26 protein-coding genes and 2 pseudogenes are annotated in these 22,960 nt (G+C 41.6%); 6 read left to right on the forward strand and 22 right to left on the reverse strand.

Going from position 1 to position 22,960, the window contains the following annotated elements:
* Positions 1-72 precede the first annotated feature (72 nt).
* The 3 genes and pseudogenes from pxpB to JCM10596_RS28535 all read left to right on the forward strand — a co-directional run bounded on the left by pxpB (position 73) and on the right by JCM10596_RS28535 (position 2,546).
* Positions 73-807: a 5-oxoprolinase subunit PxpB gene (gene pxpB / locus JCM10596_RS02315; RefSeq protein WP_025025747.1), complete on the forward strand. Its 735-nt coding sequence runs from the start codon at positions 73-75 to the stop codon at positions 805-807.
* A gap of 10 nt (positions 808-817) precedes the next feature.
* Positions 818-1,585, forward strand: coding sequence for a LamB/YcsF family protein (locus JCM10596_RS02320; protein WP_025025748.1), 768 nt, complete (start codon positions 818-820; stop codon positions 1,583-1,585).
* A gap of 86 nt (positions 1,586-1,671) precedes the next feature.
* Positions 1,672-2,546: pseudogene (locus JCM10596_RS28535) on the forward strand (5-oxoprolinase subunit C family protein).
* Positions 2,547-2,558: 12 nt separating this feature from the next.
* On the opposite strand, the gene JCM10596_RS02330 reads toward JCM10596_RS28535, so the two are convergent.
* Positions 2,559-3,206: a response regulator transcription factor gene (locus JCM10596_RS02330; protein ID WP_025025749.1), complete on the reverse strand. Its 648-nt coding sequence runs from the start codon at positions 3,204-3,206 to the stop codon at positions 2,559-2,561.
* The gene (locus JCM10596_RS02335) at positions 3,203-4,345 is read right to left on the reverse strand and encodes a sensor histidine kinase (protein ID WP_025025750.1); all 1,143 of its coding nucleotides are present in this window, start codon (positions 4,343-4,345) and stop codon (positions 3,203-3,205) included. Before JCM10596_RS02335 ends, JCM10596_RS02330 begins: the two co-directional genes overlap by 4 nt.
* 173 nt (positions 4,346-4,518) lie before the next feature.
* Between JCM10596_RS02335 and JCM10596_RS02340 the strand changes: the two genes are divergently transcribed.
* From JCM10596_RS02340 to JCM10596_RS02350, 3 genes are read left to right on the forward strand one after another with little or no spacing between them, the layout of a single operon-like run.
* Positions 4,519-5,457, forward strand: coding sequence for an ABC transporter ATP-binding protein (locus tag JCM10596_RS02340; RefSeq protein WP_025025751.1), 939 nt, complete (start codon positions 4,519-4,521; stop codon positions 5,455-5,457).
* A 51-nt stretch (positions 5,458-5,508) separates the two neighbouring features.
* Entirely contained in the window at positions 5,509-6,687 is a 1,179-nt protein-coding gene (locus JCM10596_RS02345; protein WP_081791864.1) for an ABC transporter permease, read from the forward strand.
* Entirely contained in the window at positions 6,680-7,828 is a 1,149-nt protein-coding gene (locus JCM10596_RS02350) for an ABC transporter permease (protein WP_025025753.1), read from the forward strand. The genes JCM10596_RS02345 and JCM10596_RS02350 overlap by 8 nt, the downstream gene beginning before the upstream one ends.
* Before the next feature lie 49 nt (positions 7,829-7,877).
* On the opposite strand, the gene JCM10596_RS02355 is transcribed toward JCM10596_RS02350, so the two are convergent.
* The 20 genes and pseudogenes from JCM10596_RS02355 to JCM10596_RS02450 form a co-directional block, all read right to left on the reverse strand.
* Complete coding sequence (locus JCM10596_RS02355) at positions 7,878-8,282, reverse strand: F0F1 ATP synthase subunit epsilon (protein WP_025025754.1); 405 nt, start codon at positions 8,280-8,282, stop codon at positions 7,878-7,880.
* A gap of 29 nt (positions 8,283-8,311) precedes the next feature.
* Entirely contained in the window at positions 8,312-9,703 is a 1,392-nt protein-coding gene (gene atpD, locus JCM10596_RS02360; protein WP_025025755.1) for a F0F1 ATP synthase subunit beta, read from the reverse strand.
* 22 nt (positions 9,704-9,725) lie between these two features.
* Entirely contained in the window at positions 9,726-10,589 is an 864-nt protein-coding gene (gene atpG, locus JCM10596_RS02365) for an ATP synthase F1 subunit gamma (RefSeq protein ID WP_025025756.1), read from the reverse strand.
* 35 nt (positions 10,590-10,624) lie between these two features.
* Positions 10,625-12,133, reverse strand: coding sequence for a F0F1 ATP synthase subunit alpha (gene atpA / locus JCM10596_RS02370; protein ID WP_025025757.1), 1,509 nt, complete (start codon positions 12,131-12,133; stop codon positions 10,625-10,627).
* A gap of 18 nt (positions 12,134-12,151) precedes the next feature.
* Positions 12,152-12,694: a F0F1 ATP synthase subunit delta gene (locus JCM10596_RS02375; RefSeq protein ID WP_025025758.1), complete on the reverse strand. Its 543-nt coding sequence runs from the start codon at positions 12,692-12,694 to the stop codon at positions 12,152-12,154.
* A complete protein-coding gene (gene atpF / locus JCM10596_RS02380) occupies positions 12,694-13,221 on the reverse strand; it encodes a F0F1 ATP synthase subunit B (protein ID WP_025025759.1) in 528 nt (175 codons plus the stop codon). Before atpF ends, JCM10596_RS02375 begins: the two co-directional genes overlap by 1 nt.
* Before the next feature lie 116 nt (positions 13,222-13,337).
* A complete protein-coding gene (gene atpE, locus JCM10596_RS02385; protein ID WP_025025760.1) occupies positions 13,338-13,556 on the reverse strand; it encodes a F0F1 ATP synthase subunit C in 219 nt (72 codons plus the stop codon).
* A gap of 115 nt (positions 13,557-13,671) precedes the next feature.
* On the reverse strand, positions 13,672-14,397 hold the full coding sequence (gene atpB, locus JCM10596_RS02390) for a F0F1 ATP synthase subunit A (protein ID WP_025025761.1): 726 nt from the start codon (positions 14,395-14,397) through the stop codon (positions 13,672-13,674).
* Positions 14,398-14,516: 119 nt separating this feature from the next.
* Complete coding sequence (locus JCM10596_RS02395; protein ID WP_025025762.1) at positions 14,517-14,801, reverse strand: ATP synthase subunit I; 285 nt, start codon at positions 14,799-14,801, stop codon at positions 14,517-14,519.
* Positions 14,801-15,022, reverse strand: a complete 222-nt coding sequence (locus JCM10596_RS02400; RefSeq protein ID WP_025025763.1) for an AtpZ/AtpI family protein — start codon at positions 15,020-15,022, stop codon at positions 14,801-14,803. Before JCM10596_RS02400 ends, JCM10596_RS02395 begins: the two co-directional genes overlap by 1 nt.
* Before the next feature lie 249 nt (positions 15,023-15,271).
* Positions 15,272-15,607 (reverse strand): thioredoxin family protein, encoded by a 336-nt coding sequence (locus JCM10596_RS02405; protein WP_025025764.1) that lies wholly within the window; start codon positions 15,605-15,607, stop codon positions 15,272-15,274.
* Between the two features lie 5 nt (positions 15,608-15,612).
* Positions 15,613-16,794: an acetyl-CoA C-acetyltransferase gene (locus JCM10596_RS02410; protein WP_025025765.1), complete on the reverse strand. Its 1,182-nt coding sequence runs from the start codon at positions 16,792-16,794 to the stop codon at positions 15,613-15,615.
* A gap of 136 nt (positions 16,795-16,930) precedes the next feature.
* The gene (wecB, locus tag JCM10596_RS02415; protein ID WP_025025766.1) at positions 16,931-18,076 is read right to left on the reverse strand and encodes a non-hydrolyzing UDP-N-acetylglucosamine 2-epimerase; all 1,146 of its coding nucleotides are present in this window, start codon (positions 18,074-18,076) and stop codon (positions 16,931-16,933) included.
* Positions 18,077-18,087: 11 nt separating this feature from the next.
* Positions 18,088-18,716, reverse strand: a pseudogene (gene upp, locus JCM10596_RS23415) (uracil phosphoribosyltransferase).
* Positions 18,717-18,769: 53 nt separating this feature from the next.
* Positions 18,770-20,011, reverse strand: a complete 1,242-nt coding sequence (gene glyA, locus JCM10596_RS02425; protein WP_025025767.1) for a serine hydroxymethyltransferase — start codon at positions 20,009-20,011, stop codon at positions 18,770-18,772.
* Between the two features lie 18 nt (positions 20,012-20,029).
* Positions 20,030-20,602, reverse strand: a complete 573-nt coding sequence (locus tag JCM10596_RS02430) for a TIGR01440 family protein (protein ID WP_234410374.1) — start codon at positions 20,600-20,602, stop codon at positions 20,030-20,032.
* A 2-nt stretch (positions 20,603-20,604) separates the two neighbouring features.
* Positions 20,605-21,045 (reverse strand): ribose 5-phosphate isomerase B, encoded by a 441-nt coding sequence (rpiB, locus tag JCM10596_RS02435; RefSeq protein WP_025025769.1) that lies wholly within the window; start codon positions 21,043-21,045, stop codon positions 20,605-20,607.
* 130 nt (positions 21,046-21,175) lie between these two features.
* Entirely contained in the window at positions 21,176-21,637 is a 462-nt protein-coding gene (locus JCM10596_RS02440) for a low molecular weight protein arginine phosphatase (protein WP_025025770.1), read from the reverse strand.
* A 51-nt stretch (positions 21,638-21,688) separates the two neighbouring features.
* Positions 21,689-22,240, reverse strand: a complete 552-nt coding sequence (locus JCM10596_RS02445) for a manganese efflux pump MntP (protein ID WP_025025771.1) — start codon at positions 22,238-22,240, stop codon at positions 21,689-21,691.
* Positions 22,241-22,364: 124 nt separating this feature from the next.
* Positions 22,365-22,955: a TetR/AcrR family transcriptional regulator gene (locus JCM10596_RS02450; RefSeq protein ID WP_159102295.1), complete on the reverse strand. Its 591-nt coding sequence runs from the start codon at positions 22,953-22,955 to the stop codon at positions 22,365-22,367.
* Positions 22,956-22,960: the final 5 nt, after the last annotated feature.

Genomic DNA, 22,960 nt, shown 5'->3' on the forward strand with positions numbered 1-22,960 from the left:
CTTCAAACCATGGATCTATTATAATAATAGTGGATGAAAGAGGCCGAACAAAAAAGAAAAGGAGAGAATCCCATGATTCACTTCCATCCCTTGGGAGATCAAGCCATCCAACTGGTCTTTGGCGAACAAATCGATGAAGATATCCATAAACAGATCCTACACTATATGGCTTTGCTTCAAGAGCAGACAGAACTCCCCATTACAGAAGCTGTCCCTGCTTATACAACCATCACTCTCTATTATGATGCACTAAAAATTAGTTATGATGAATTAACACAGCAGCTTCGTTCCCTTACAAACCAGCTACAAAAAACTCCAAAAGTAAAGCGCTATATCATCGAAATCCCCGTGCTCTATGGAGGGGATTATGGTCCAGACTTAGCTGACGTTGCCTCTTATCACCAGCTCAGTATAGAAGAGGTCATCTCTCTGCATTCTTCCCGACCTTATCTAGTCTATATGTTAGGGTTTGCTCCCGGCTTCCCTTACCTCGGAGGATTATCTCCTCGCATTGCCACACCACGCCTTTCCAGACCACGGGCAAAAGTAGCCGCTGGTTCAGTAGGAATTGCCGGGAACCAAACAGGAGTTTATTCTATTGAAAGTCCTGGTGGATGGAGAATTATTGGAAGAACCCCTCTCCATTTATATGAGCCAGAAAATGAACAGCCCATTCTATTAAACGCTGGGGACTACATACGCTTTGTACCCATTGGGCTTACTACATTTTTAGAACTGCAAAACGCTCGATCTATCGGTCAAGAAGTTCAAATTAATAGATACATATACTCAGAATGTGAGGAGTGATTTTAGCACTATGAAAGTAGATTTAAATTGTGACATGGGGGAAAGCTTCGGAGCTTATACGATGGGTCAGGATGAAAAGGTGCTTCCCTTTATTACCTCAGCTAATATTGCCTGTGGCTACCATGCAGGGGACCCCTCTGTGATGGCTAAAACCATTGCGATGTGCTTACAGCAAAACATCTCCATTGGTGCTCATCCGGGCTATCCAGACTTGGTCGGCTTTGGACGTCGTGCATTACAAGTTTCACCACAGGAGGTCTATCATATGGTGCTGTATCAGGTTGGCGCTCTACAGAGTATGACTCGTGCTTTCGGCGGCATCATGAGCCATGTTAAGCCTCACGGAGCCTTATATAATACAGCCGCTAAGGATGCCGTGATTGCCCAAGCAATTGCTCAAGCCGTCTATCATGTTGCACCTGAGGCTATTCTATTTGGCTTAGCCAATAGCGAATTAGTCAAGGCAGGGGAAAACATCGGCCTTGTCACAGCCCATGAAGTATTTGCTGATCGAACCTATCAAAAGGACGGGAGTCTAACCCCTAGAACACATCCACAAGCCGTTATTCACGAGGTGGATATGGCCATTAAGCAGGTGATTCAAATGGTTCAAGAGAAAAAAGTAGCTAGTATTGAGGGGATGGAACTAACACTAAAAGCAGACACGATCTGTATCCATGGGGATTCGCCCAACGCTCCAGAGTTTGCTGAGAAGCTAAGCAAAGCTCTTCATCACGCATCCATTGAAGTGGAGTCTTTAACGAAATGGAAGGATTAATCGTAGAAAAAGCTGGATTATTAGATACCATTCAGGACCAAGGACGCTCTGGCTTTCAGGCATCAGGGATCGTTGTTTCGGGGGCAATGGACTCTTTTTCCTATCAGATTGGGAATATCCTAGTGGGAAATAAACCAACGAGTCCAGCACTGGAAATCACTCTAGTAGGACCTCGATTATATTTTTCACAGCCTACCTATATTGCTATCACGGGGGCTAACTTATCCCCAATGCTCAACGGTCAAACAATTCCTATGTGGCAAGCGGTAGCTGTAAGAGAAGGAGATATTCTTACATTCGGTAGAGCTGTGGCAGGCTGTAGATCCTATCTAGCATCTATGGAGGATTTGATGTACCTAACGTATTTCAAAGCTGCTCCACTTATGTCAAAGGAAAAATAGGAGGCTGGAAAGGAAGAGCTTTGCAAAAAGGAGATATTCTCCCCTATCCTTCTACCCCAGCCATAAGAGGGCAGAAGGTTCCTTCATTTCGTCTTACACAGCTAACCAAATTAATCTACCCTGCTGAAGTACAGCCTATCCGAGTTATTCAGGGTCCACAGACCCATCATTTCACTTCAAAAGGACTTCAAACCTTTTTTTCAGAAACCTATCATGTGAGCCCTCAAATGGATCGGATGGGAATCCGATTACAAGGCCCTGCTATCGAGCATCTAGATGGAGCGGATATCTTATCTGAAGCTGTTCCCCTTGGAGGAATTCAGGTTCCAGCGGACGGACAGCCTATCATTCTGATGTCCGATCGCCAAACAACAGGTGGCTACACGAAAATAGCTTGTGTCGCTTCCATTGATCTTTCCTTCATCGCACAAATGCAAGCACATCACAAGATCAGCTTTACACCGATCGCCGTCGAAAAAGCACAAACCTTATATCGTCAGCAAATGAATCTAGTGTTCATTCTGCGTAAACTCCTTCAGCAGCATTGGACATCATTTTAAGTGAACGATCCTTTATGCTCCACTCGTATTTTTTAAATAAAAAATAGCCATCTGTGTTCGATCTCTAAGCTGAAGCTTTCCTAGCATTTGAGTAATATAATTTTTCACTGTTCCCTCGCTTAGAAAAAGAGCCTGAGATATTTCTTTATTAGATAGTCCTTCTGCTATATGCTCAAGAATTTTTTGCTCTGTAGGCGTCAGACCATAGGTTTGTAAATCTACAGAGCTTTGCGGTTTAGCATGAAGAAAACTTGGCAGCTTTCTAGCCACATGAGGATGTACTAGCATATGTCCTTGTGCCACCATCCTGATCCCTTCAAGAATCTGATCTGGCGGTACATTTTTTAGCATATACCCATGAATCCCATGCTTTAGGGCTTCTAGAATATACTCGTCATCGTCAAAGGTGGTTAATATTAAAATCACCAACTCTGGGTTCATTTGCTTCATTCGCTTCGTTGCCTCTACCCCGTCACACACTGGCATTCGAATATCCATCAGTATGACATCCACCTCAGTCGAGTTTTCGAAACAAAATTGGTACGCCTCCTCCCCCTGTTGGCAGGTCCCCACCACTTCCATATCTACAGCCTGCTGAATAATTAATTTCAAGCTCTCACGAATAAATAAATCATCATCTACTATTAATACACGAATCAACTTACATCCACCTTTCTCTTGTAGGGTAACACGGTCTTGATCGTAAATGGATTTCTGGATTCTACCAAACATTCTCCACCAATCAGTTCAACTCGTTCCTCCATTCCTTTTATACCTAGTCCCTTCTCAAAACCTTCAGATGGAGGGGATCCGTTATTGCGAATGATTAACTGTACTCCTTCCGTATCGTAGATCAGCCGAACCTCTATTTTAGTTGCTTGTCCATGGCGAATAGCATTACTAAACGCCTCTTGTACATTGCGATATAGCACCACCTCCATGCTTGGAAACAAAGTGTAAGGCTCGCCCTCTATTTGAAAATCAACTTCTACGCCACTTTCGAGAGCGAACGAATCCATCCATTGCTTTAAAGAAATATTTCTCATTTGCCGTTCATTGGGCTTTAATTGTCTTACGGTCTTACGTAGAATATCCATACTAGCAGACAGGTGATCCCGCACCTGATAAATAAGCTCCATTCCCTTTTCTTGATTTGTTGGAAGTACCTGAATCACTGCCTCCATCATCATTTTACAGCGTATCAACTGGTGACCGATATCATCATGAATCGATTTTGATATTCGATTACGCTCTTCAAGCTGAGCCCAATTCTCTACCTTCCGAGAATGTTCTAAAAGTCTCCCTCTTGCCTCCTCCAATTCATAATGCTTTTTGCGCAGAGAATCATAGAGATGTTGAATTTCCTCTCTTTGGAGAAAAATATTCCGCATTAAGAAGATAGAGGCGACCATGACACCATACATAAGGTTGGCCAGAATCAAAACCTGTTGAGTTTCATGCAACAACATCACATTCATCACTATCCATTGAATCAAAGTATAGAGCACCTGCCATACACTTCTCGTCTGTCTAAAAAAACTCAATAGAGTGGAGTAGTACAAAACAAACATCATCCCCATATAGCTATGGTTTAAAAAAGTAATAAAACAAAGCTGAAGCACTAAAAGCAGCGCTTGTTTTCCCTCATCCAACTTTCTATGCAGAAGCTGATCTAAGGCGATATACAACAAACTTAAAAAAGTATAGATTTTATAAGAACCCACCTCTTCTAAAAAAATGGTTCCTAACAGGGCAATAAGGATTAAAAAGTAACGAATCCAAAGCAATTTCTGCTCCATTCCTAAGCTCCTTCACTCTCCGTAGATTGGCTAGATTATAACACATTCTTTATTTGCATAGTCATATGACTTTTGTCATATCACCTTCATGACTTTCTCTACCTGTGTAACGGAAAAGAACCAGTTACAATAAGAAGACAAAACGAATCGGACAGAAGAAGGGAAGAAGAACGATGAGTCTAATTGAAATGAAGAATGTAGTCAAAAGATATCAATCCAAAGTCGCGATCGATCATTTAAGCTTGTCCATTCAAGAAGGAGAAATATTTGGTCTCTTAGGACCCAACGGAGCTGGAAAAAGCACGACAATAAAGATGCTTTGTGGTCTGATCAAAATCGATCAAGGAGAGATTATCTTTCATGGTATCAGTGTCAATCGCAATCCCTTAGAAGCAAAAAAAAGACTTGGTTTAGTTCCACAAGAATTAGCCATTTACGAAACACTTACAGCAAAGGATAATGTTTTATTCTTTGGAAAGTTACATGGTATGCGTGGAAAGCTCCTACACCAGCGTGTAGATGAAGCCTTATCCTTTGTTGGTCTACTTGATCGTCAAAAAGAATACCCCTCTACTTTCTCAGGAGGAATGAAACGCCGGCTCAATATCGCTTGTGCCATTGTTCACCAGCCTCAGCTCTTAATAATGGACGAACCTACAGTAGGAATCGACCCCCAATCAAGAAACCATATTCTTGAAAGCATCAAGGAGTTAAACCGCAGAGGAACAACCATCATCTATACAAGTCACTACATGGAGGAGGTCGCCGCCATCAGTGATCGTGTCGGAATCATGGATCAAGGACATCTCATGATATCTGGAACTCAGGAGGAGTTGCGTCAAAAAATTAAAAATGAAGAAAAGCTTATCCTTGAGCTTTCAGGCATGGTTCCGGATGCTTTTAAAGAGATCCAAAAGCATCCTAATGTAAAGCAGGTTCTACATGAAGCTCAAACGCTTGAAATTTATTTAGAAAACTCTCAATTTTTTCTACAGGATATATTGTTCATCCTTGCTCAGCATCAAGTAAAAATTAAATCCTTAAAGCAAATTGAGCCTAATCTTGAAATGCTTTTCTTATCCTTAACTGGACGTAGTCTAAGAGATGGATAATGTAAGAATCGAATTAACAATCATGGTTTAGAAGGACATGGGAGGTTCATCATGATGTCAATATGGACAATTGCAATCTATGAATTAAAAAGATACTGGAGAATGAAATTCTTATTTGTCATGCTCATCATTACTCCACTATTACTTATCTTTATTTTAGGCTCTGCCTTATCCGAAGATTTTAGAGTCACAGATAGGGCAATAGAGCCATTAGATCTGTATCTCTATGATGCTGATGCCAAAGAAATATCTTTTGCCTTACAACAATTTCTGGAAACTGAACCCATCAAAGAAATGATTCACGTTCATTACGTTGACTCAATAGAGAAGGTGGAGGAGGCAATAAAAGAGCGTGAAGGACAATTTGGACTAATGATTCCACACGGCTTTACTGAGGCTGTTATATCTAGAAGCGAGACAGAACTTAAGCTCTTTCTAGGCTATTCTCAAGTAAAAAATCGAACAGCAGAAACGATCATTCGGTCGTTCTTAGATGAACTAAATCGTGTTCAAGCTACGGGGGCTGTTGTGGCAGCTCTCTCTCTAGAAAAGAACATGATAAAAGAGTCCGCTCTTTCTTCAAGCACTTCTCAAGACTATGTGATCTCTGGAAAGCTACATCGAGAGAAGGACTTTTCTGCTGTTCAATATTACACCTCAACCATGTTGATAATGTTTCTATTATATACTGGGCTAACTGCTGCCATTAGTTTAGTAGAGGAAAGAGAAAAGCACACCTTAGAACGCCTACATTCCCTTCCCATTACATCGTATCACATTGTCCTTGGAAAGCTTTTGGGTAATGTCCTCTTAGCCTTTATCCAAGCTGGTATCATCCTTGTTTTCACTGCTTTGGTGTATGATGTCGATTGGGGAGAATCTATTGGCTATATCATTTTAATCCTATTACTCACGATCTTTGCTTCAATGGGGATGGCTTTATTGGTTTCTTTCATCTTCCACAATGTTAAGACATTAGGAAGTGTATTCTCAGCCTTTATCGGGGTCATGACTTTTATTGCTGGTGGTATGGTTCCACATACCGAGGGTGTCTTTGCTACCCTACAGCAATTTACAGTCAATTATTGGGCACACCAGGGCTTGATTCAGCTCATGCTAGGTCAAGATCCTAGTCATATTTATCACAATCTTATGTACTTATTTGCCATAGTCATGACACTTACTCTCTGCTCTATTGGTTTTTATCGAAAGGCGGGTTACAATGAATAGCTTAACCATTACATTTTATCTCTTTAAACGAATGTTCGGGCGTCCCAAAGGCATCATTGCCTACCTTCTTTTCCCTACGATTCTTATGTCCTTGATTGTTCATTTCTTAGGGAGCGATTCATCTGAACCCATTCACATCGCCTATGCCAATCATGATCAAGGGGAATTAAGCTCTCATTTACTTCACTCTTTGTCTACGAATACTGAGTATACTTTTGAAGAATACGATGAAGAAGGCTTGAAGGAAAAAATTATGTTGCAGAAGATACGTGCTGGATTTATTATTCCAGAAAATTTCAGTCAGCAGCTTTTAGCCGGAAAAGCTCCGCAGGTTGAATACTACTATTTAGCCGTAAGTGATACTGCGGTCAGCACAGAGTTATATTTAAGAGAGCAAGTCAGTCAGCTAGCCCAAACGGTTCATGGACTCTTGCCCTACCAACCAACAGAAGCTGAACAGCTAACTCTTATTGAAAAAGTAATCCATCAGCAAAATCAAACGCAGATTTCCTTATCCAAAATTGATCAAAATCTTCCTGTCAATGAAAGACGATTTCTAGTCATTGGTTTTATGCTGTTTTTCGTTATGGGACTTATCATGAGTTCTCTTGGACTAGTCATGGAGGATCGGACGATGCGTACTATGGCTCGTATCTATACAACTCCTATACGCTCGATTGAGATAGCAATTGGTTATTTTCTTGGTAGCTTTGGGCTTGGTTTGCTCCAAATTATCATCGTGTTATGTGTCACCAAATATATTCTGGGTTATCAATATGGGGTTTCGTTGCCCCACTTACTCCTCGTATTCTCGCTCTTTATATTCGCCACTGTGGGAATAGGGACTGCCGTAGCAGGGTTGGTCAAAAACCATAAAACGATCTCTACGATTAATTCGTTGATTATCACTCCGAGCGCGATGATTGGGGGATGTTGGTGGCCCATTTCCATCATGCCTGATTTTATGCAAAAGCTAGCCAACTTTGTTCCTCAAAAATGGGCGATAGAAAGTATTGAAAGGCTTGCTGCAGGGGAAGATCTAGTGCAAATTAGTATACAGCTTGGCATTCTCCTTCTTTTTGGTATTGTATTACTTGGTTTTGGTTCCTTTGTGTTGAAACCAAATGAAGATGTAGTGTAAACGGAAAAAACTCTAAGGGACTGTAAAGTTCCTTAGAGTTTTTTTGTGTTTACTTCCATTTAGCCACTCGAATTCGATTAATGGCACGTGCTAATGCGATTTCTGTATGGTCAAAGTCACGATCACTTTTGTTCAGATTAGCTAGTCGCTGTTCTGCTCTACGTCTTGCATTCTCTGCACGGTCCACATCGATTTCTTCAGGCAGCTCGGCTGTTTCAGCCAGCACCGTTACTTTATCAGGTCTTACTTCTAAGAATCCACCACTAATAGCAATCAGCTTCTCCGTAGTTCCTTCTTTGAGCTGTAAAACCCCTACTTTTAACGGTGTAACGAGAGGGGTATGACCAGGTAATATCCCCAGCTCCCCTTCCACTCCACGAGCAATCACCATCGTCGCTTGCCCTTCAAACACCTTTCTTTCAGGTGTTACAATATCAACTTGCACTGTATTCATCTGGATTCCTCCCCTTTATCTAGGGTATCCTACTGCATTTTTTTCGCTTTTTCTATTACATCATCGATGGAACCAACGAGGTAGAATGCATCCTCTGGTAATTCATCATGCTTACCTTCTAAGACTTCTTTAAAGCTACGGATCGTTTCCTTCAACGGAACATATACGCCCGGTTGACCTGTAAATTGCTCCGCAACGTGGAAGTTTTGAGATAAGAACTTTTGAATCTTACGAGCACGAGCAACAGTTAATTTATCCTCATCAGAAAGCTCATCCATACCAAGGATTGCAATGATATCTTGTAACTCGTTATAACGTTGTAGGATCGCCTGAACGCCACGAGCTACTTGATAATGCTCTTCTCCTACAACCGCAGGAGTTAAAATACGAGAAGAAGATGCAAGTGGATCCACCGCTGGATAAATCCCCATCTCAGATAATTTACGCTCAAGGTTCGTCGTTGCATCTAAGTGAGCAAACGCTGTAGCTGGAGCTGGATCCGTATAGTCATCGGCTGGTACATAGACCGCTTGAATCGATGTTACAGAACCTTTTTTCGTTGAGGTGATACGCTCTTGAAGCTGTCCCATCTCTGTTGCAAGAGTAGGCTGGTAACCTACCGCAGATGGCATACGTCCAAGTAATGCCGATACCTCAGAACCTGCTTGAGTAAAGCGGAAGATGTTATCGATGAACAGAAGTACGTCTTGTCCTTCACGATCACGGAAGTATTCCGCCATTGTTAATCCTGTTAATGCTACGCGAAGACGTGCTCCAGGCGGCTCGTTCATTTGTCCGAATACCATGGATGTCTTAGCGATAACCCCAGAATCGCTCATCTCGTGGAAAAGGTCATTTCCTTCACGAGTACGCTCTCCAACACCTGCGAATACAGATAATCCACCGTGCTCTTGAGCAATATTATTAATTAATTCTTGAATAAGTACGGTTTTTCCTACTCCCGCACCTCCGAATAGACCAATCTTACCACCCTTAGCATAAGGAGCAAGTAAGTCTACTACCTTGATTCCTGTTTCTAAGATTTCATCGGCAGTAGAAAGCTCTTCAAACGCTGGAGCTGGTCTATGAATCGGATGATTCTCTTCTGCTTTTAACTCACCCTTGTTATCGATCGGCTCTCCTAATACGTTAAATACACGACCAAGAGTGGCTCTTCCTACAGGTACTGAGATTGCTTTGCCAGCATCCACAGCTTCCATTCCACGAACAAGTCCATCCGTTGTCGCCATCGCAACACAACGAACCATATTATCTCCTAAATGGATAGCAGCCTCTACAGTAAGAATCGTTCCATCTTCTTTTTTGATTGTAATGGCATTATAGATATCAGGTAATTGTCCGCGTTCAAACTCAATGTCAACAACGGGACCCATTACTTGAGCAATACGTCCTTTATACATGAGATACCCTCCTTCTTACGTTCTAGCTTAATGCATTAGCTCCTGCAACAATCTCCGCAATTTCTTGTGTAATTGCTGCTTGTCGAGCACGGTTATATTGTAAAGTTAGTGAATCGATCAGTTCAGTCGCATTATCCGTCGCATTCCCCATCGCTGTCATTCTAGCACCATACTCACTCGCCTTGGCATCAAGTAAAGCACTATAGATTAGCGTTTCAGCGTACTTCGGTAATAGATCTTGTAAGACGACATCACTGCTTGGTTCATATTCATAAGCGGTTACTTTGCCAGTTAAGACATCCTCTGATTGAAGAGGAAGTAGCTTCTTCTCAACAGGGGTCTGTTGAATGGCACTATCAAAACGATTATAGAATAAGATGAGTTCATCAACCGTTTGATTGGCAAACATCCCAATTGCTTTCCCAGCTATAGCTTGAATCTCCACTAAAGTGGGATTTTCACTTATGCCTGTCACTTCTTCTGCGACTGGCAGCCTGCGCTTGCGGAAGAAGTCTCTTCCCTTTCTTCCAATGACAAAAACTACATATTCATCTTCTGACTTATGTCTTTCTCGAATCGTATTAAGGACCAAACGAAGAACGTTAGCATTATACCCTCCTGCTAAACCACGATCGGAAGACATCACAAGATAGCCAGTCTTTTTGATTGGACGATCTTCTAGCATTGGATGTGAAAAATCTTTCGTACCAGCTGCAATACTAGAAATCACTTCTTTGATCTTTTCTGAATATGGACGAGCGCTTTCTGCCCGCTCTTGCGCACGGCGAAGCTTTGCTGCTGCAACCATTTTCATTGCTTTGGTAATCTGCCTAGTGTTTTTTATACTTTTGATTCTTCGTTTTATCTCTCTTGTTCCTGCCGCCATTTTTTCACCATCCTTTCCTTTTCCTCAAGATCTATTTAGACGGACGGAATGAAGCCTGTTTTGAATTCATTAATTGCTGCGTCTAATTCTTTTGGATCTGGAAGTTCTTTTGTTTGGCGAATATGGTCTAATAAATGGCTCTTTGTTCCATCAAAGAAAGCAAGTAGCTCTTTTTCAAAACGACTCACATCTTGTACAGGAATTTCATCTAAGAAACCTTTTGTTACAGAATAGATACTAATAATCTGTTTTTCTACATCTAGAGGTTGATTCTCACCTTGCTTGAGGATCTCAACCGTTCTTTCTCCACGAGTAAGCTTCGCCGCTGTTGCTTTATCTAGATCAGAACCAAACTGAGCAAAGGCTTGTAGCTCACGGTATTGAGCTAAGTCAAGACGAAGAGTTCCAGCAACCTTCTTCATTGCTTTAATTTGAGCAGATCCACCTACACGAGATACGGATAGACCTACGTTAACTGCTGGACGAACCCCTGAATAGAATAGATCAGATTCTAGGAAGATCTGTCCATCTGTAATGGAGATAACGTTTGTTGGAATATAAGCAGATACGTCTCCTGCTTGCGTTTCGATGAAAGGAAGGGCTGTTAAAGAACCGCCGCCTTTTTCATCGCTTAGCTTAGCAGCACGCTCTAATAAACGAGAGTGTAAGTAGAATACATCCCCTGGATATGCTTCACGACCTGGAGGACGTCTTAATAGTAATGAAAGCTCACGATAAGCAGAAGCTTGCTTGGATAGGTCATCATATACTGCAAGGACATGCTTGCCGTTATACATGAAATACTCACCCATTGCACATCCTGCAAATGGTGCTAAGAATAATAGAGGTGCTGGATCAGATGCACTTGCCGTCACTACAATTGTATAATCTAGAGCATCGTGTTGACGAAGCTTCTCCACAACCCCAGCTACTGTTGATTGCTTTTGTCCAATAGCTACATAGACACAGACAACATCTTTTCCTTTTTGGTTGATGATCGTATCTAAGGCAATCGCTGTTTTACCTGTTTGGCGGTCTCCGATAATTAACTCACGTTGACCACGTCCGATTGGAACCATAGAGTCAATCGCTTTAATACCTGTTTGCATTGGCTCATGAACCGATTTACGATCCATAACACCAGGAGCTGGTGATTCTATTGGACGATAAGCTGTTGTAGCAATAGGCCCGCGACCATCTAGTGGTTGACCCAATGGATTTACAACGCGTCCTAATAATGCCTCACCTACAGGTACTTCCATGATGCGCCCTGTGCGCTTCACTTGGTCACCTTCACGAATTTCTGTATAAGGACCTAAGATAACAACCCCAACGTTGTCCTCTTCAAGGTTAAGTGCCATACCCATAACACCATTAGAAAATTCAAGAAGCTCTCCTGCCATTACTTTTTCAAGTCCATGTACACGAGCAATACCGTCCCCTATTTGGATAACAGTACCTACTTCAACAACTTCAATTTCTGCTTGGTATTGTTCAATTTGCTTTTTAATCAGTGAACTAATTTCTTCCGGTCTGATACTCATTCGTTTCACCCCAATCTACTAGCTTATTGTTGTTTCTACACGTCGCTTAAAGCGATTTAATTTACCTACTACACTACCGTCAAAAAGACGATCCCCGATCTTCACAATAATCCCACCCAAAATAGCAGGATCGACGACATTGTGAATACGGATCTTCTTATTTATAATCTGACTGAAACGAGAAGCAATCTCTTCTTTTTCAGCATCTGTTAATGGTTGAATCGAGGTCACATAAGCATCCTCTAGACCACGCTCTTTGTTCGCAAAACGCACAAAGCTGTCCAGAATGTCTTCAATATGCTCTTCTCGATTATTATCAATAAGTAAGCTCATAAAGTTCACCATGGTTTGAGATACGGCTCCACCAAAGATCGTCGTGAACTCTTGTTTTTTTACTTGTTTATCAATCTGTGGATGATGAAGCAGTTGAACAAAAGCAGGGTTATCATTCAGAGCTTGACGGATCAGCGTCAGTTCTTGCTCTACTGAATCAAGCGCTCCCTGTTGGGCTACGATTTCAAATAAGGCTTTTGCATAACGTTTCGCTATAGCTCCACTCATTATTTATTCCCTACCTCTTTTAGATAGTCAGCAATCAATTTTTCTTGTTGCTTCTGATCTAGTTCTTTTTCAATCACTTTAGTAGCTAATAAAACAGATAGTGCTCCTACTTGAGTACGTAATGCTTCCACAGCTTGTTCCTTCTCACGAGTGATTTCATCGCGAGCTACTTTCTTAAATTGTTCCGCATCTTCACGTGCCTGACGTTGAATTTCAGCGGCTTGTTTCTCACTTGTTACTCGTGCATTATCTAGTACTTGCTGTGCATCCTTACGAGCCTTTTCCAGTGCCGTTTGCTGCTCAGCAATTAGCTTTTGTGCTTCTAAACGGTTTTGTTCCGCTGTGGCAATGTCATTCGCGATCTGAGTTTGACGCTCTTCCATAACACCCATCAACGGTCCAAAAGCGTATTTACGAAGAAGTAATAACAATATCATAAAAATGAAGAGCGAAAAGAACATCGTTCCCCATTCTACACTTCCTAATAAGCCTGCTCCCTCTTCTGCAGGGGCTGAGATAAATTCCAACACAATGATTCACTCCTTTCTAGATTCCTAATTCATCTAGTTTTATGTTTTAGGGACATAAAGGAATGGCGAAGACCCTTGGACCTCGCCATAAGTACTTTAATCTCTAGAGATGATTATTGTCCTAATGCAATAAACGCAATAACGATTGCCATAATTGGAATCGCCTCTAATAGACCGATACCGATAAACATTGTAGTGGAAAGAACTCCACGTGCTTCTGGTTGACGACCAATCGCCTCAACTGTTTTACTTACTAGAATCCCTGCTCCAATACCTCCACCGATTGCGGCTAAACCTGCTGCGATACCCGCTGCTAATACTCCTAAACTCATTTGTAAATCCTCCCTTCAAAATATGAAAAAACAAAATTTTATATAAGTATATAATTCAAATCCCAAGCATAGCTGAGATTAAGAATCCAAAGCTAATTACATAACCTTCTTAAGATTAGTGATCATGCTGCACTTTTTGTGAAATGTATACTAGGGTCAATACTGTAAAAACGAAAGCCTGAATAGCTCCTACAAAAATTCCAAATGCTTGCCAGACTAAAAGTGGTAGTGCTGCTGCCAACATTCCATACCCAGCTGCTCCTGCAAGCATTGCAAGCAATACTTCTTTGGCATAGATGTTACCAAACAAACGCAGACCAAGCGTTAAGGTCTTCGTAAATTCCTCAATAATATGTAGAGGGAATTGCCATGACTGTGGCTTGAAATAATGTAAGAGATAGTCTTTAAATCCGGTATATTTGATACCGAAAACATGAGTGAGTACGATCATTGCCATCGCTAAAGTTAATGTAACATGAGGGTCTGCTGTTGGAGATTTCCAAAACAAAGTATGATGGCCCCAAGTTTCTGTATTGACAGAAATGGAAAATGGAATTCCTAAGAAGTTACCTACGAAGATAAACATGATAAGTGTTGTAGCTAATGCCACAAATTTCTCACCCTTCTTCATATCCATTGTCGAAGCAATGGTTCCTCTAATAAAGTCAATAACCCATTCCATAAAGTTCTGCATTCCAGATGGTTTCCCTGAAGTCGCATTTCTAGCTCCAGCATAGCAAATAGCGAATACAATAATTGCAGTAATCGTAACCATAAGCGCTGTTGAAAGATTTAGGCTAAAACCTTTAAACAGCTCTATGACTGGATCGTTATGTTCCATGATTTATTCACCCCTTTCCCCTATTTGTGATGTATGTTGGTTCTTTTTCTGAAAATATATAGCATCGCCAACGGCGAATACTTGTGTAGCTAGGATTCCTACAATTAAACCGACCACGCTTACATGCTCCGGAAAGCGCGTGGCAATGAGGCACCCAAAATCGCCATAGAGAAACGCGTTGCCATCCCTAATCCAGCTCTTCTTCCACCCTGTGCTATTGCTTCACTAAATCTATGTACTTTGATCCCTGTTAGGAGCGTATTAAACAAACCGATAAATAAGCCTAATGCAAACCCAGCAACCCATGTAGAATAAGAGGTAAGGAGCCATAGAATGACACTAGCTATGAGGACTGAACATAACGTTATTGAGAGTCTTTTGACTTGCCTGATATACTCTTCCACTATCCCAAATCCTTTGAGTACTTTTTTACTACTGGAATCATACTAAGAATTCCAGAGGCCAAACCTACAAGCACCCCAATAATTAAGCCAAAGGGAGCTGTTCCTAACCAAGCATCTACCTTCCCGCCAATCCAATAGCCTAAAACAGTACAAAAGGCAATGTCAATACCTATCAGACTAACGAGTGAAAGGGCTTTCCAAGGTGAACTAGGTTCTGCCAAATAGATCCTCCCCTTACCTAGGTGATATCTATACATAGAGTAAGTATTTGCTCATTAGGTGAATATATACCTGCTTGTGAATAATAAAACATACCTGTAATATCGTACAATAGTCACATATGTTTGTCAACGCAGATTGACCCACTATTTCAGTCTATCACACGCTAAACAACTCGGATTAGTTGATTTACTTTTAATTGTGAAATTTTTGTGACCTAAATCACACTTCGTGAATTCAGAACTTCCAATCTACAATTCCTCAGAAACCTGTACCACACGGTCTAAAAACTGTTCAATCTCTTCTCTTGATTTAGATAGCTTACTAACAAAACGAATTGTTTCCTTCCCATCCTTAAAAGCAATAAAGCTTGGAATCCCCATCACATCTAGCTCTTGAGATTTTTCTGGAAGGACATCTCGATTTACCTTCACCATGTTCAATTTAGGCTTATACGCTTCCTCTACCTCTGGCATAAATGGATCAATTCGGTGACAATCAGGACACCAATCTGCAAAAAATTCTACCACTATAATCCCTTCAGAAATCACTTGATTAAATTCTTCATTTGTTTTTACTTCTCTCATATACATCACACTCTTTCTATTATAGTTGCCACTCCCTGACCTCCACCGATACATAAGGTAGCCAATCCTCTTTTTGCTTCTCCTTTTTGCATTTCATAGAGCAATGTGACTAGCACTCTGGCTCCGCTTGCTCCAACTGGATGCCCTAGTGCAATCGCTCCTCCATTTACATTGACGATGTCAGGATTCCACCCTAATTCCTTCCCTACAGCTAATGATTGTGCTGCAAAGGCTTCATTCGCTTCTATTAAGTCTATATCCTTTAGGCTTAGACCTAATTTATGCAGGGCTTTTTCAGTGGCTGGTACAGGACCTATTCCCATTATAGCAGGATCTACTCCTGCATGACCATTCGCCTTGATCACAGCCATCGGTTTGATTCCTAACTCCTGTGCTTTCTCCACAGACATAAGCAAGACAGCTGCTGCCCCGTCGTTGAGTCCTGACGCGTTCCCTGCTGTTACCGTCCCATCCTTCTTGAAGGCAGCTCTTAGTTTTCCAAGTCCTTCTGCTGTGGAGCCTGCTTTCGGAAATTCATCTGTATCAAAAAGAAGAGGATCTCCTTTTCGTTGAGGAAGCTCTACAGCCACAATTTCGTCTTTAAAGCGCCCTTCTTGCAGCGCTTTTTCCGCTTTCTGTTGGCTAAATGCGGCAAAAGCATCCTGTTCCTCTCTCGTGATTCCGTACTTTTCAGCAAGGTTTTCAGCGGTAATTCCCATGTGATATTGATTGACGGAACACATTAATCCATCGTGAATCATACTATCTACGACCGTTTGATCTCCCATTCGAAACCCTGTTCTTGCTTTGGGTAATAGATAAGGAGCTAGACTCATGTTTTCCATTCCACCAGCAATAACGACATCTGCTTCTCCAAGTTGGATCGCTTGTGAAGCAAGATGAATCGCTTTCAATCCAGAACCGCATAATTTATTGATGGTCATGGACGGGACATGATGAGGAAGCCCAGCTCGAATCGCCGCTTGACGCGCCGGCCCCTGTCCTAGCCCTGCTTGCAGAATATTTCCCATAATCACTTCATCTACTTGCTCTGGTGATACACCTGCTCGATGCAGTACTTCTTTTATTACAGTAGCACCAAGCTCTGTAGCAGGTACTTGACTTAAGCTTCCTCCAAAATTTCCAATCGCTGTTCTTGCAGCGCTTACAATAGCAACCTCTCTCATGTAAACCCTTCCCCCTTCATTTCATTTTCCTTTTCTATTATAGCACTTTATTTAAGCGCTTACATTTTTTTGAATCTATTGTTTGAAAAAAAGAGCATCAGTCATGATCAACTGAATGCTCTTTTTTAGAAACGGTTTAGACAGTGAATTCATCAGGCTTCTGGTTGCTCTGTTGAAAATAATAAAGGATTGCCTCGACAATTCTTCTTGATGCTTCACCATCTCCATACGGATTGGATGCCTTAGCCATGGCTTGATAAGCCGCTTCATCTGTTAGAAGCTCTTTCGCTAACTGATAAATCGTTTCTTCCTCCGTTCCAGCTAGCTTCAAGGTGCCTGCTGCAATTCCTTCTGGACGTTCCGTCGTATCCCGTAAGACAAGGACAGGAACGCCTAGGGAAGGTGCTTCTTCCTGCACACCACCAGAATCAGTCAGAATGAGATACGAACGAGCGGCAAAGTTATGAAAATCTAAAGCATCTAAAGGCTCAATCAAATGGATTCTAGGATCATTCCCTAATATCTCATTAGCAACCTCTTGCACAGCAGGATTAAGGTGAACAGGATAGACCACTTGGGTATCCTGATGCTCATCAACCAAACGTTTAATCGCCTTAAACATTTGTCGCATAGGTTCACCTAGATTTTCCCGACGATGAGCTGTCATGAGAATCAAGCGATCCTCCCCTACCTGCTCTAGGATCGGATGCTGATAATCCTCTCTTACCGTGGTTTTCAAGGCATCAATCGCCGTATTTCCCGTAATATAGATTAACTCTTCCGGCTTATTCTCTCGTAATAGATTCTGAGCCGACTGAGTAGTAGGAGCAAAATGCAAATCAGCAAGTACTCCCGCAAGCTGACGATTCATCTCTTCAGGAAACGGAGAATATTTATTATGTGTACGCAATCCTGCCTCGACATGCCCCACTGCTACCTGATTATAAAAAGCAGCTAAGCTAGCAATAAAACAAGTCGCTGTATCTCCATGAACCAATACCATATCAGGTTCTACTTCCTTCATCACTTCATCTAGACCGCTTAACGCTCTTGTCACTACATCCGTTAAGGTTTGGCGATTCTGCATGATGTTTAGATCATGATCTGGAGTAATCTCAAAAATCTCTAATACCTGATCCAGCATTTGACGATGTTGAGCTGTCACAGTCACATACGCTTCGATTTGCTCAGGATGTTTTCTTAATTCATGCACGAGCGGTGCCATCTTAATGGCCTCAGGTCTTGTCCCGAATACGGACATTACTTTGATTTTCTTAGACATCTGTATTCTCCTTATTTAGTACCAAATAAGCGATCTCCAGCGTCACCAAGACCAGGTACAATATAACCATGATCATTAAGCTTCTCTCTACGCCAGCAATATAAATGTTGACATCTGGATGAGCTTCTTCTACTTTTTTAATTCCTTCTGGCGCTGCAATTAAACACATTAATTTAATATTAACAGCTCCACGCTTTTTTAATGAGTTAATAGCAGCAACGGCTGAACCACCAGTTGCAAGCATCGGATCGATCACGATAAACTCTCTTTCCTCCACATCTTTTGGAAGCTTCACGTAATACTCTACAGCTTCTAAAGTATCTGGATCACGATATAAGCCTACATGCCCTACTCTTGCAGCTGGTATCAGCTTAAGAATTCCATCAACCATTCCTAAGCCCGCACGCAGAATCGGTACAAGACCTAGTTTTTTACCTGCTAGTTTATACGAGGTGCATTTTGCCACAGGAGTTTCAACTTCGACCTCTTTTAGCGGCATATCACGTGTGATCTCATAAGCCATAAGACCTGCAACCTCATCAACTAACTCACGGAATTCTTTGGTCCCTGTATGTTTATCTCGGATGTAGGTTAACTTGTGTTGGATTAAGGGATGATCAAATACGTACACTTTGCTCATGAATAAACTCCTTTATTTTTAAATAAGACCTTTTAGACTTCCTCTGCTTATTTTTATTTATTTGGATATAACGCAAATCTCTTGGTCAGAGCCTCTATTCTCTGGGCAGCTTCTTTTTGTTTCCCTTCATCCTCAGGATTTTTAAGAGAAATCGCCATGATGTTAGCAATTTCCTTCATGGCTTCAAGATCAAAGCCTCGAGAGGTTACAGCTGCTGTACCAATACGAATTCCACTCGTTACAAATGGGCTTTCTGTGTCATAAGGAATGGAGTTTTTATTACATGTAATTCCCACTTCATCAAGTAAATGCTCTGCTACCTTCCCAGTTAAGTTCAAGTTGCGGACATCAATAAGAATCAAGTGGTTATCTGTCCCATCAGAAACAAGCTTAAAACCATGCTCTTTTAAGCTCGCCGCCAATTGCTTCGCATTCTCCACAATTTTTTCTGCATAGCCTTTGAAATCTGGACTTAGGGCTTCTTTAAATGCAACTGCTTTTGCCGCAATAATATGCATTAAAGGTCCTCCTTGTACCCCAGGAAAGACAGATTTATCAATTGCCTTCGCATATTCTTCCTTACATAGAATTAATCCTCCACGTGGACCGCGAAGTGTCTTGTGCGTTGTAGATGTAACAAAATCAGCATAAGGAACAGGAGATGGATGAACTCCAGCAGCTACTAGACCCGCAATATGCGCCATATCTACCATGAAAAGAGCTCCTACTTCATCGGCAATTTCCTTAAACTTAGCAAAATCAATTTCACGTGGGTATGCACTTGCTCCAGCTACAATCAGCTTAGGCTGATGTTCTTTCGCCTTAGCACGAACATCATCATAGTTAATACGATGCTCTGTTTCGTCAACCCCATATTCTACAAAGTTATAGAGGTTCCCTGAAAAGTTAACAGGGCTTCCGTGTGTTAAATGTCCCCCATGTGAAAGGTTCATGCCAAGTACAGTATCTCCAGGCTTTAAGACGGTAAAATAAACAGCCATGTTCGCCTGTGCTCCAGAATGGGGCTGCACATTGGCATGCTCTGCGCCAAATAACTGCTTAATGCGATCACGCGCTAGGTTTTCTGCTACATCGACATGCTCACATCCGCCATAATATCGACGTCCTGGATACCCTTCTGCGTATTTGTTCGTTAAAACAGTTCCCATGGTTTCTAAAACAGCTTCACTAACAAAGTTTTCTGATGCAATTAGCTCGATTTTGTCTCTCTGACGAGCAAGCTCATCCTGAATAGATTGAAAAATTTCTGGATCTTGGTTTTTTAATACTGACATGTTTCTTTCCCTCCTGAATTATTCTTTTTCTGTAGAAATTATGTAAACCGCACGTGCCCCACCAATGAGCTTGGGTCTTGTGATTGCCATCGTTACATGAGCTTCCCCGATGTTTCTTAAAGAACTGCGAAGAGGAACAGCCACATGCTTAAGGTGCATACCGATAAATGTATCACCGATATCAATTCCAGCATCCGCTCGAATATGTTCTACCATCGTTGGATGTTGTAACTGCTTGTACACATACGATGCCATCGCACCACCTGCTTTAGGAACAGGCACAACGGTTACTTCCTCTAATTGAAACTGTTTTGCTGTCTTTTTTTCAAGCACAAGGGCTCGATTCAGGTGCTCACAACATTGAAAAGCAAGGTGGAACTGATATTTCTCTTGAAATTCAGAAGCGGCTCGATAGATCACTGCCGCAACTTCTTCTGTTCCGCTGGTTCCTATATTGGAACCGATCACTTCACTAGTGCTTACACCCAACACAAGAATGTGCTCTTCGGTCAAAGGAAATGTATCTAGTAGTTCCGTTAACACCTGCTGCGTCCCTTGATATATGGAATGTAATTGCTCTGTTTCCATCATGTTTACTTCGCCTCAAGTGCTGTAATTTTGTCCACTCTTGTAGCGTGACGCCCACCTTCAAATTCGGTTTCTAGCCATACCTTCACAATCTCACGAGCCAAGCCCGGACCTATCACTCTTTCTCCTAAGGCAAGAATGTTGCTATCATTATGCTGGCGAGTTGCTTTGGCGCTAAACGTATCATGAACCAAGGCACAACGTACCCCTTTTACCTTGTTAGCGGCTATAGACATCCCGATTCCAGTACCACATACTAAGATCCCGCGATCAAATTCACCGCCCACCACTTTTTCTGCCACAGGAAGAGCGTAATCTGGATAATCAACTGAATTCGAACATTCACACCCGAAATCTTCGTATTGGAATCCTAAATCCTCCAGCAAATGCTTAATTTCCTCTTTAATTTTAAGCCCACCATGATCAGAAGCAAGTGCAATTCTCATCCCACCATCATTCCTTTCCCTGACATTTTTCATTTTTATGTATGATTGCTCATTGAAGGACCATGTCATCATAGTAAATGCTGTTCTTATTATACCCTAATTGAACGTATTGTTCATGTATCTTTTCTCTCTAAGTGGAGGAATCTTGTTCATGATGCAGCTTCTCTAATAAGGGATCTAATAGCTGTTCTAATTCTTCTAATGTGCTCCTATATACTTCAAGATCTCCTCCGAAGGGATCTGAAATATCTAAAGACGAACCAGAAGGATCTACATATTCTTTTAAGGTGAAAATATGATCCGCCTTGTAGGGAAATTGCTGAAGTAAACGCAGTTTGTGAGAAGTAGTCATGGTTAGGATAAGATCCGCCCAGTGCATCAGCTCCTCCGTTACGATCTGCGAACTATGCTTAGCAGCTATTCCCTTTTCTTCTAACAGCTTGATCACATGAGAGGAGGCTTGGTCACCCGAATAGGCAGCTACTCCAGCAGACTTCACCTCTAGCTGCTCCCCTGCCTTGGAACGTAATAGATATTCAGCTAGAGGACTTCGACACGTGTTTCCGGTACACACAAATAGCACATGCATCATTTTCTACCCCTACTTTCATCTACTTTTTTCTCTATTCTATATTATCTTTCATCATATGAGAAATTTAATACCAAAGGCAAGTAGAATCATACCGCCAAAAGCTTCTCCATATTGACCAATCCAGCCCCTTAATCTCCTGCCCAATAATAAGCCACAGGCTGTCAGTAGAAAGCCAAATAGACCAAAACAAAGCAGACTTAGCCAAGTATTGACGGCAAACATGCCCAGAGATAAGCCTACAGAAAACCCATCCATACTCACTCCTAGGGAAAAAAGAAGAAGCCCCCAAGGAGTGCCGCTGATCCAAGACACCTTATCTTCTCCAAATAAGGAGGAATAAATCATATGAAAACCAAAGAAAATTAAGAGGACCCCTCCTATGGTTACCGCTATATCCCCCATAAAAGAGCTTAGAAACCGCCCAACGATCATCCCTAGAAAAGGCATAATGATATGAAATAAGCCATTCATCATACTGATTTTGACAACATGCAGTAACCTTATGCCTCTCATTCCTAAGCCAATACTCATCGAAAATGCATCCATCCCTAAAGCCACTGCCATAAAGCATAACGCCATAAATTCCCCTGACTGATACGGCATCCTTTCTCCCCCCTGTCTCTCACAGAATATGCAGAGATGAAAGGAAAAAGTACAGGCTCTTGCCTTTTTAAAAGCCATGAAAAATCCCCATCCGATATTACGAGATGGGGTCAGCTTATTTTTCCTAGGGCTTTAATGCTTTTAAGACAAAGCGAACGACATTGGCAATATAGCTATCGATGGTGTGTTCGGAAGGATGAATGAAATAGTCCTGTACGGCTTTTTCTGTTAAAGAAACGATTAATCTGGCTGTAATCCTGGGGTTAAGTATAGGATCTAATTCACCTTGTTCCTGCCACTTCAAAATATAGCCCTCCATCAGCGTGTAGTAAGGAGCACATAATCTTTCCCACTCTAAGGGGTCGGCTTCAATACCGCATCCATTATTAATGATAAAGAAAATGTCATCATAATCAGCCATTCGATAAAAAGCCACTTCAATACATTTTGCCATGGCTTGGTCAAAAGAGCTATATTGGTCAATAATCAATCCTATTTCCTTAAAAACAACTTCGAGCATCTCTTCTTCTAAAGCTCGTACCAATGAATTTTTTGTTTCAAAATAAAGATAAAATGTACCCTGAGCGACCCCCGCTTTTTTTACAATATCCGAAATCTTAGTGGCATCTAACCCTTTTTCAGCTAATACTTCGCGGGCAGCAGCTAGGATTTGTACTCGACGATCTTGTTTTTTATTTCCAATCGTAACCACCACCCTCT

It is taken from the genome of Caldalkalibacillus mannanilyticus JCM 10596 (assembly GCF_000615945.1).
In the GTDB taxonomy this organism is placed as follows: Bacteria; Bacillota; Bacilli; order Caldalkalibacillales; family JCM-10596; genus Bacillus_AT; species Bacillus_AT mannanilyticus.

What these genes read in the sequence shown, in the direction of transcription:
- pxpB (WP_025025747.1), top strand. Translation starts at nt 73, where the DNA reads ATGATTCACTTCCATCCCTTGGGAGATCAAGCCATCCAACTGGTCTTT.
- JCM10596_RS02320 (WP_025025748.1), top strand. Translation starts at nt 818, where the DNA reads ATGAAAGTAGATTTAAATTGTGACATGGGGGAAAGCTTCGGAGCTTAT.
- JCM10596_RS02335 (WP_025025750.1), bottom strand. Translation starts at nt 4,345, where the DNA reads ATGGAGCAGAAATTGCTTTGGATTCGTTACTTTTTAATCCTTATTGCC.
- JCM10596_RS02340 (WP_025025751.1), top strand. Translation starts at nt 4,519, where the DNA reads ATGAGTCTAATTGAAATGAAGAATGTAGTCAAAAGATATCAATCCAAA.
- JCM10596_RS02345 (WP_081791864.1), top strand. Translation starts at nt 5,509, where the DNA reads ATGATGTCAATATGGACAATTGCAATCTATGAATTAAAAAGATACTGG.
- JCM10596_RS02350 (WP_025025753.1), top strand. Translation starts at nt 6,680, where the DNA reads ATGAATAGCTTAACCATTACATTTTATCTCTTTAAACGAATGTTCGGG.
- JCM10596_RS02355 (WP_025025754.1), bottom strand. Translation starts at nt 8,282, where the DNA reads ATGAATACAGTGCAAGTTGATATTGTAACACCTGAAAGAAAGGTGTTT.
- atpD (WP_025025755.1), bottom strand. Translation starts at nt 9,703, where the DNA reads ATGTATAAAGGACGTATTGCTCAAGTAATGGGTCCCGTTGTTGACATT.
- atpG (WP_025025756.1), bottom strand. Translation starts at nt 10,589, where the DNA reads ATGGCGGCAGGAACAAGAGAGATAAAACGAAGAATCAAAAGTATAAAA.
- atpA (WP_025025757.1), bottom strand. Translation starts at nt 12,133, where the DNA reads ATGAGTATCAGACCGGAAGAAATTAGTTCACTGATTAAAAAGCAAATT.
- JCM10596_RS02375 (WP_025025758.1), bottom strand. Translation starts at nt 12,694, where the DNA reads ATGAGTGGAGCTATAGCGAAACGTTATGCAAAAGCCTTATTTGAAATC.
- atpE (WP_025025760.1), bottom strand. Translation starts at nt 13,556, where the DNA reads ATGAGTTTAGGAGTATTAGCAGCGGGTATCGCAGCAGGTTTAGCCGCA.
- atpB (WP_025025761.1), bottom strand. Translation starts at nt 14,397, where the DNA reads ATGGAACATAACGATCCAGTCATAGAGCTGTTTAAAGGTTTTAGCCTA.
- JCM10596_RS02405 (WP_025025764.1), bottom strand. Translation starts at nt 15,607, where the DNA reads ATGAGAGAAGTAAAAACAAATGAAGAATTTAATCAAGTGATTTCTGAA.
- JCM10596_RS02410 (WP_025025765.1), bottom strand. Translation starts at nt 16,794, where the DNA reads ATGAGAGAGGTTGCTATTGTAAGCGCTGCAAGAACAGCGATTGGAAAT.
- wecB (WP_025025766.1), bottom strand. Translation starts at nt 18,076, where the DNA reads ATGTCTAAGAAAATCAAAGTAATGTCCGTATTCGGGACAAGACCTGAG.
- glyA (WP_025025767.1), bottom strand. Translation starts at nt 20,011, where the DNA reads ATGTCAGTATTAAAAAACCAAGATCCAGAAATTTTTCAATCTATTCAG.
- JCM10596_RS02430 (WP_234410374.1), bottom strand. Translation starts at nt 20,602, where the DNA reads ATGATGGAAACAGAGCAATTACATTCCATATATCAAGGGACGCAGCAG.
- rpiB (WP_025025769.1), bottom strand. Translation starts at nt 21,045, where the DNA reads ATGAGAATTGCACTTGCTTCTGATCATGGTGGGCTTAAAATTAAAGAG.
- JCM10596_RS02440 (WP_025025770.1), bottom strand. Translation starts at nt 21,637, where the DNA reads ATGATGCATGTGCTATTTGTGTGTACCGGAAACACGTGTCGAAGTCCT.
- JCM10596_RS02445 (WP_025025771.1), bottom strand. Translation starts at nt 22,240, where the DNA reads ATGCCGTATCAGTCAGGGGAATTTATGGCGTTATGCTTTATGGCAGTG.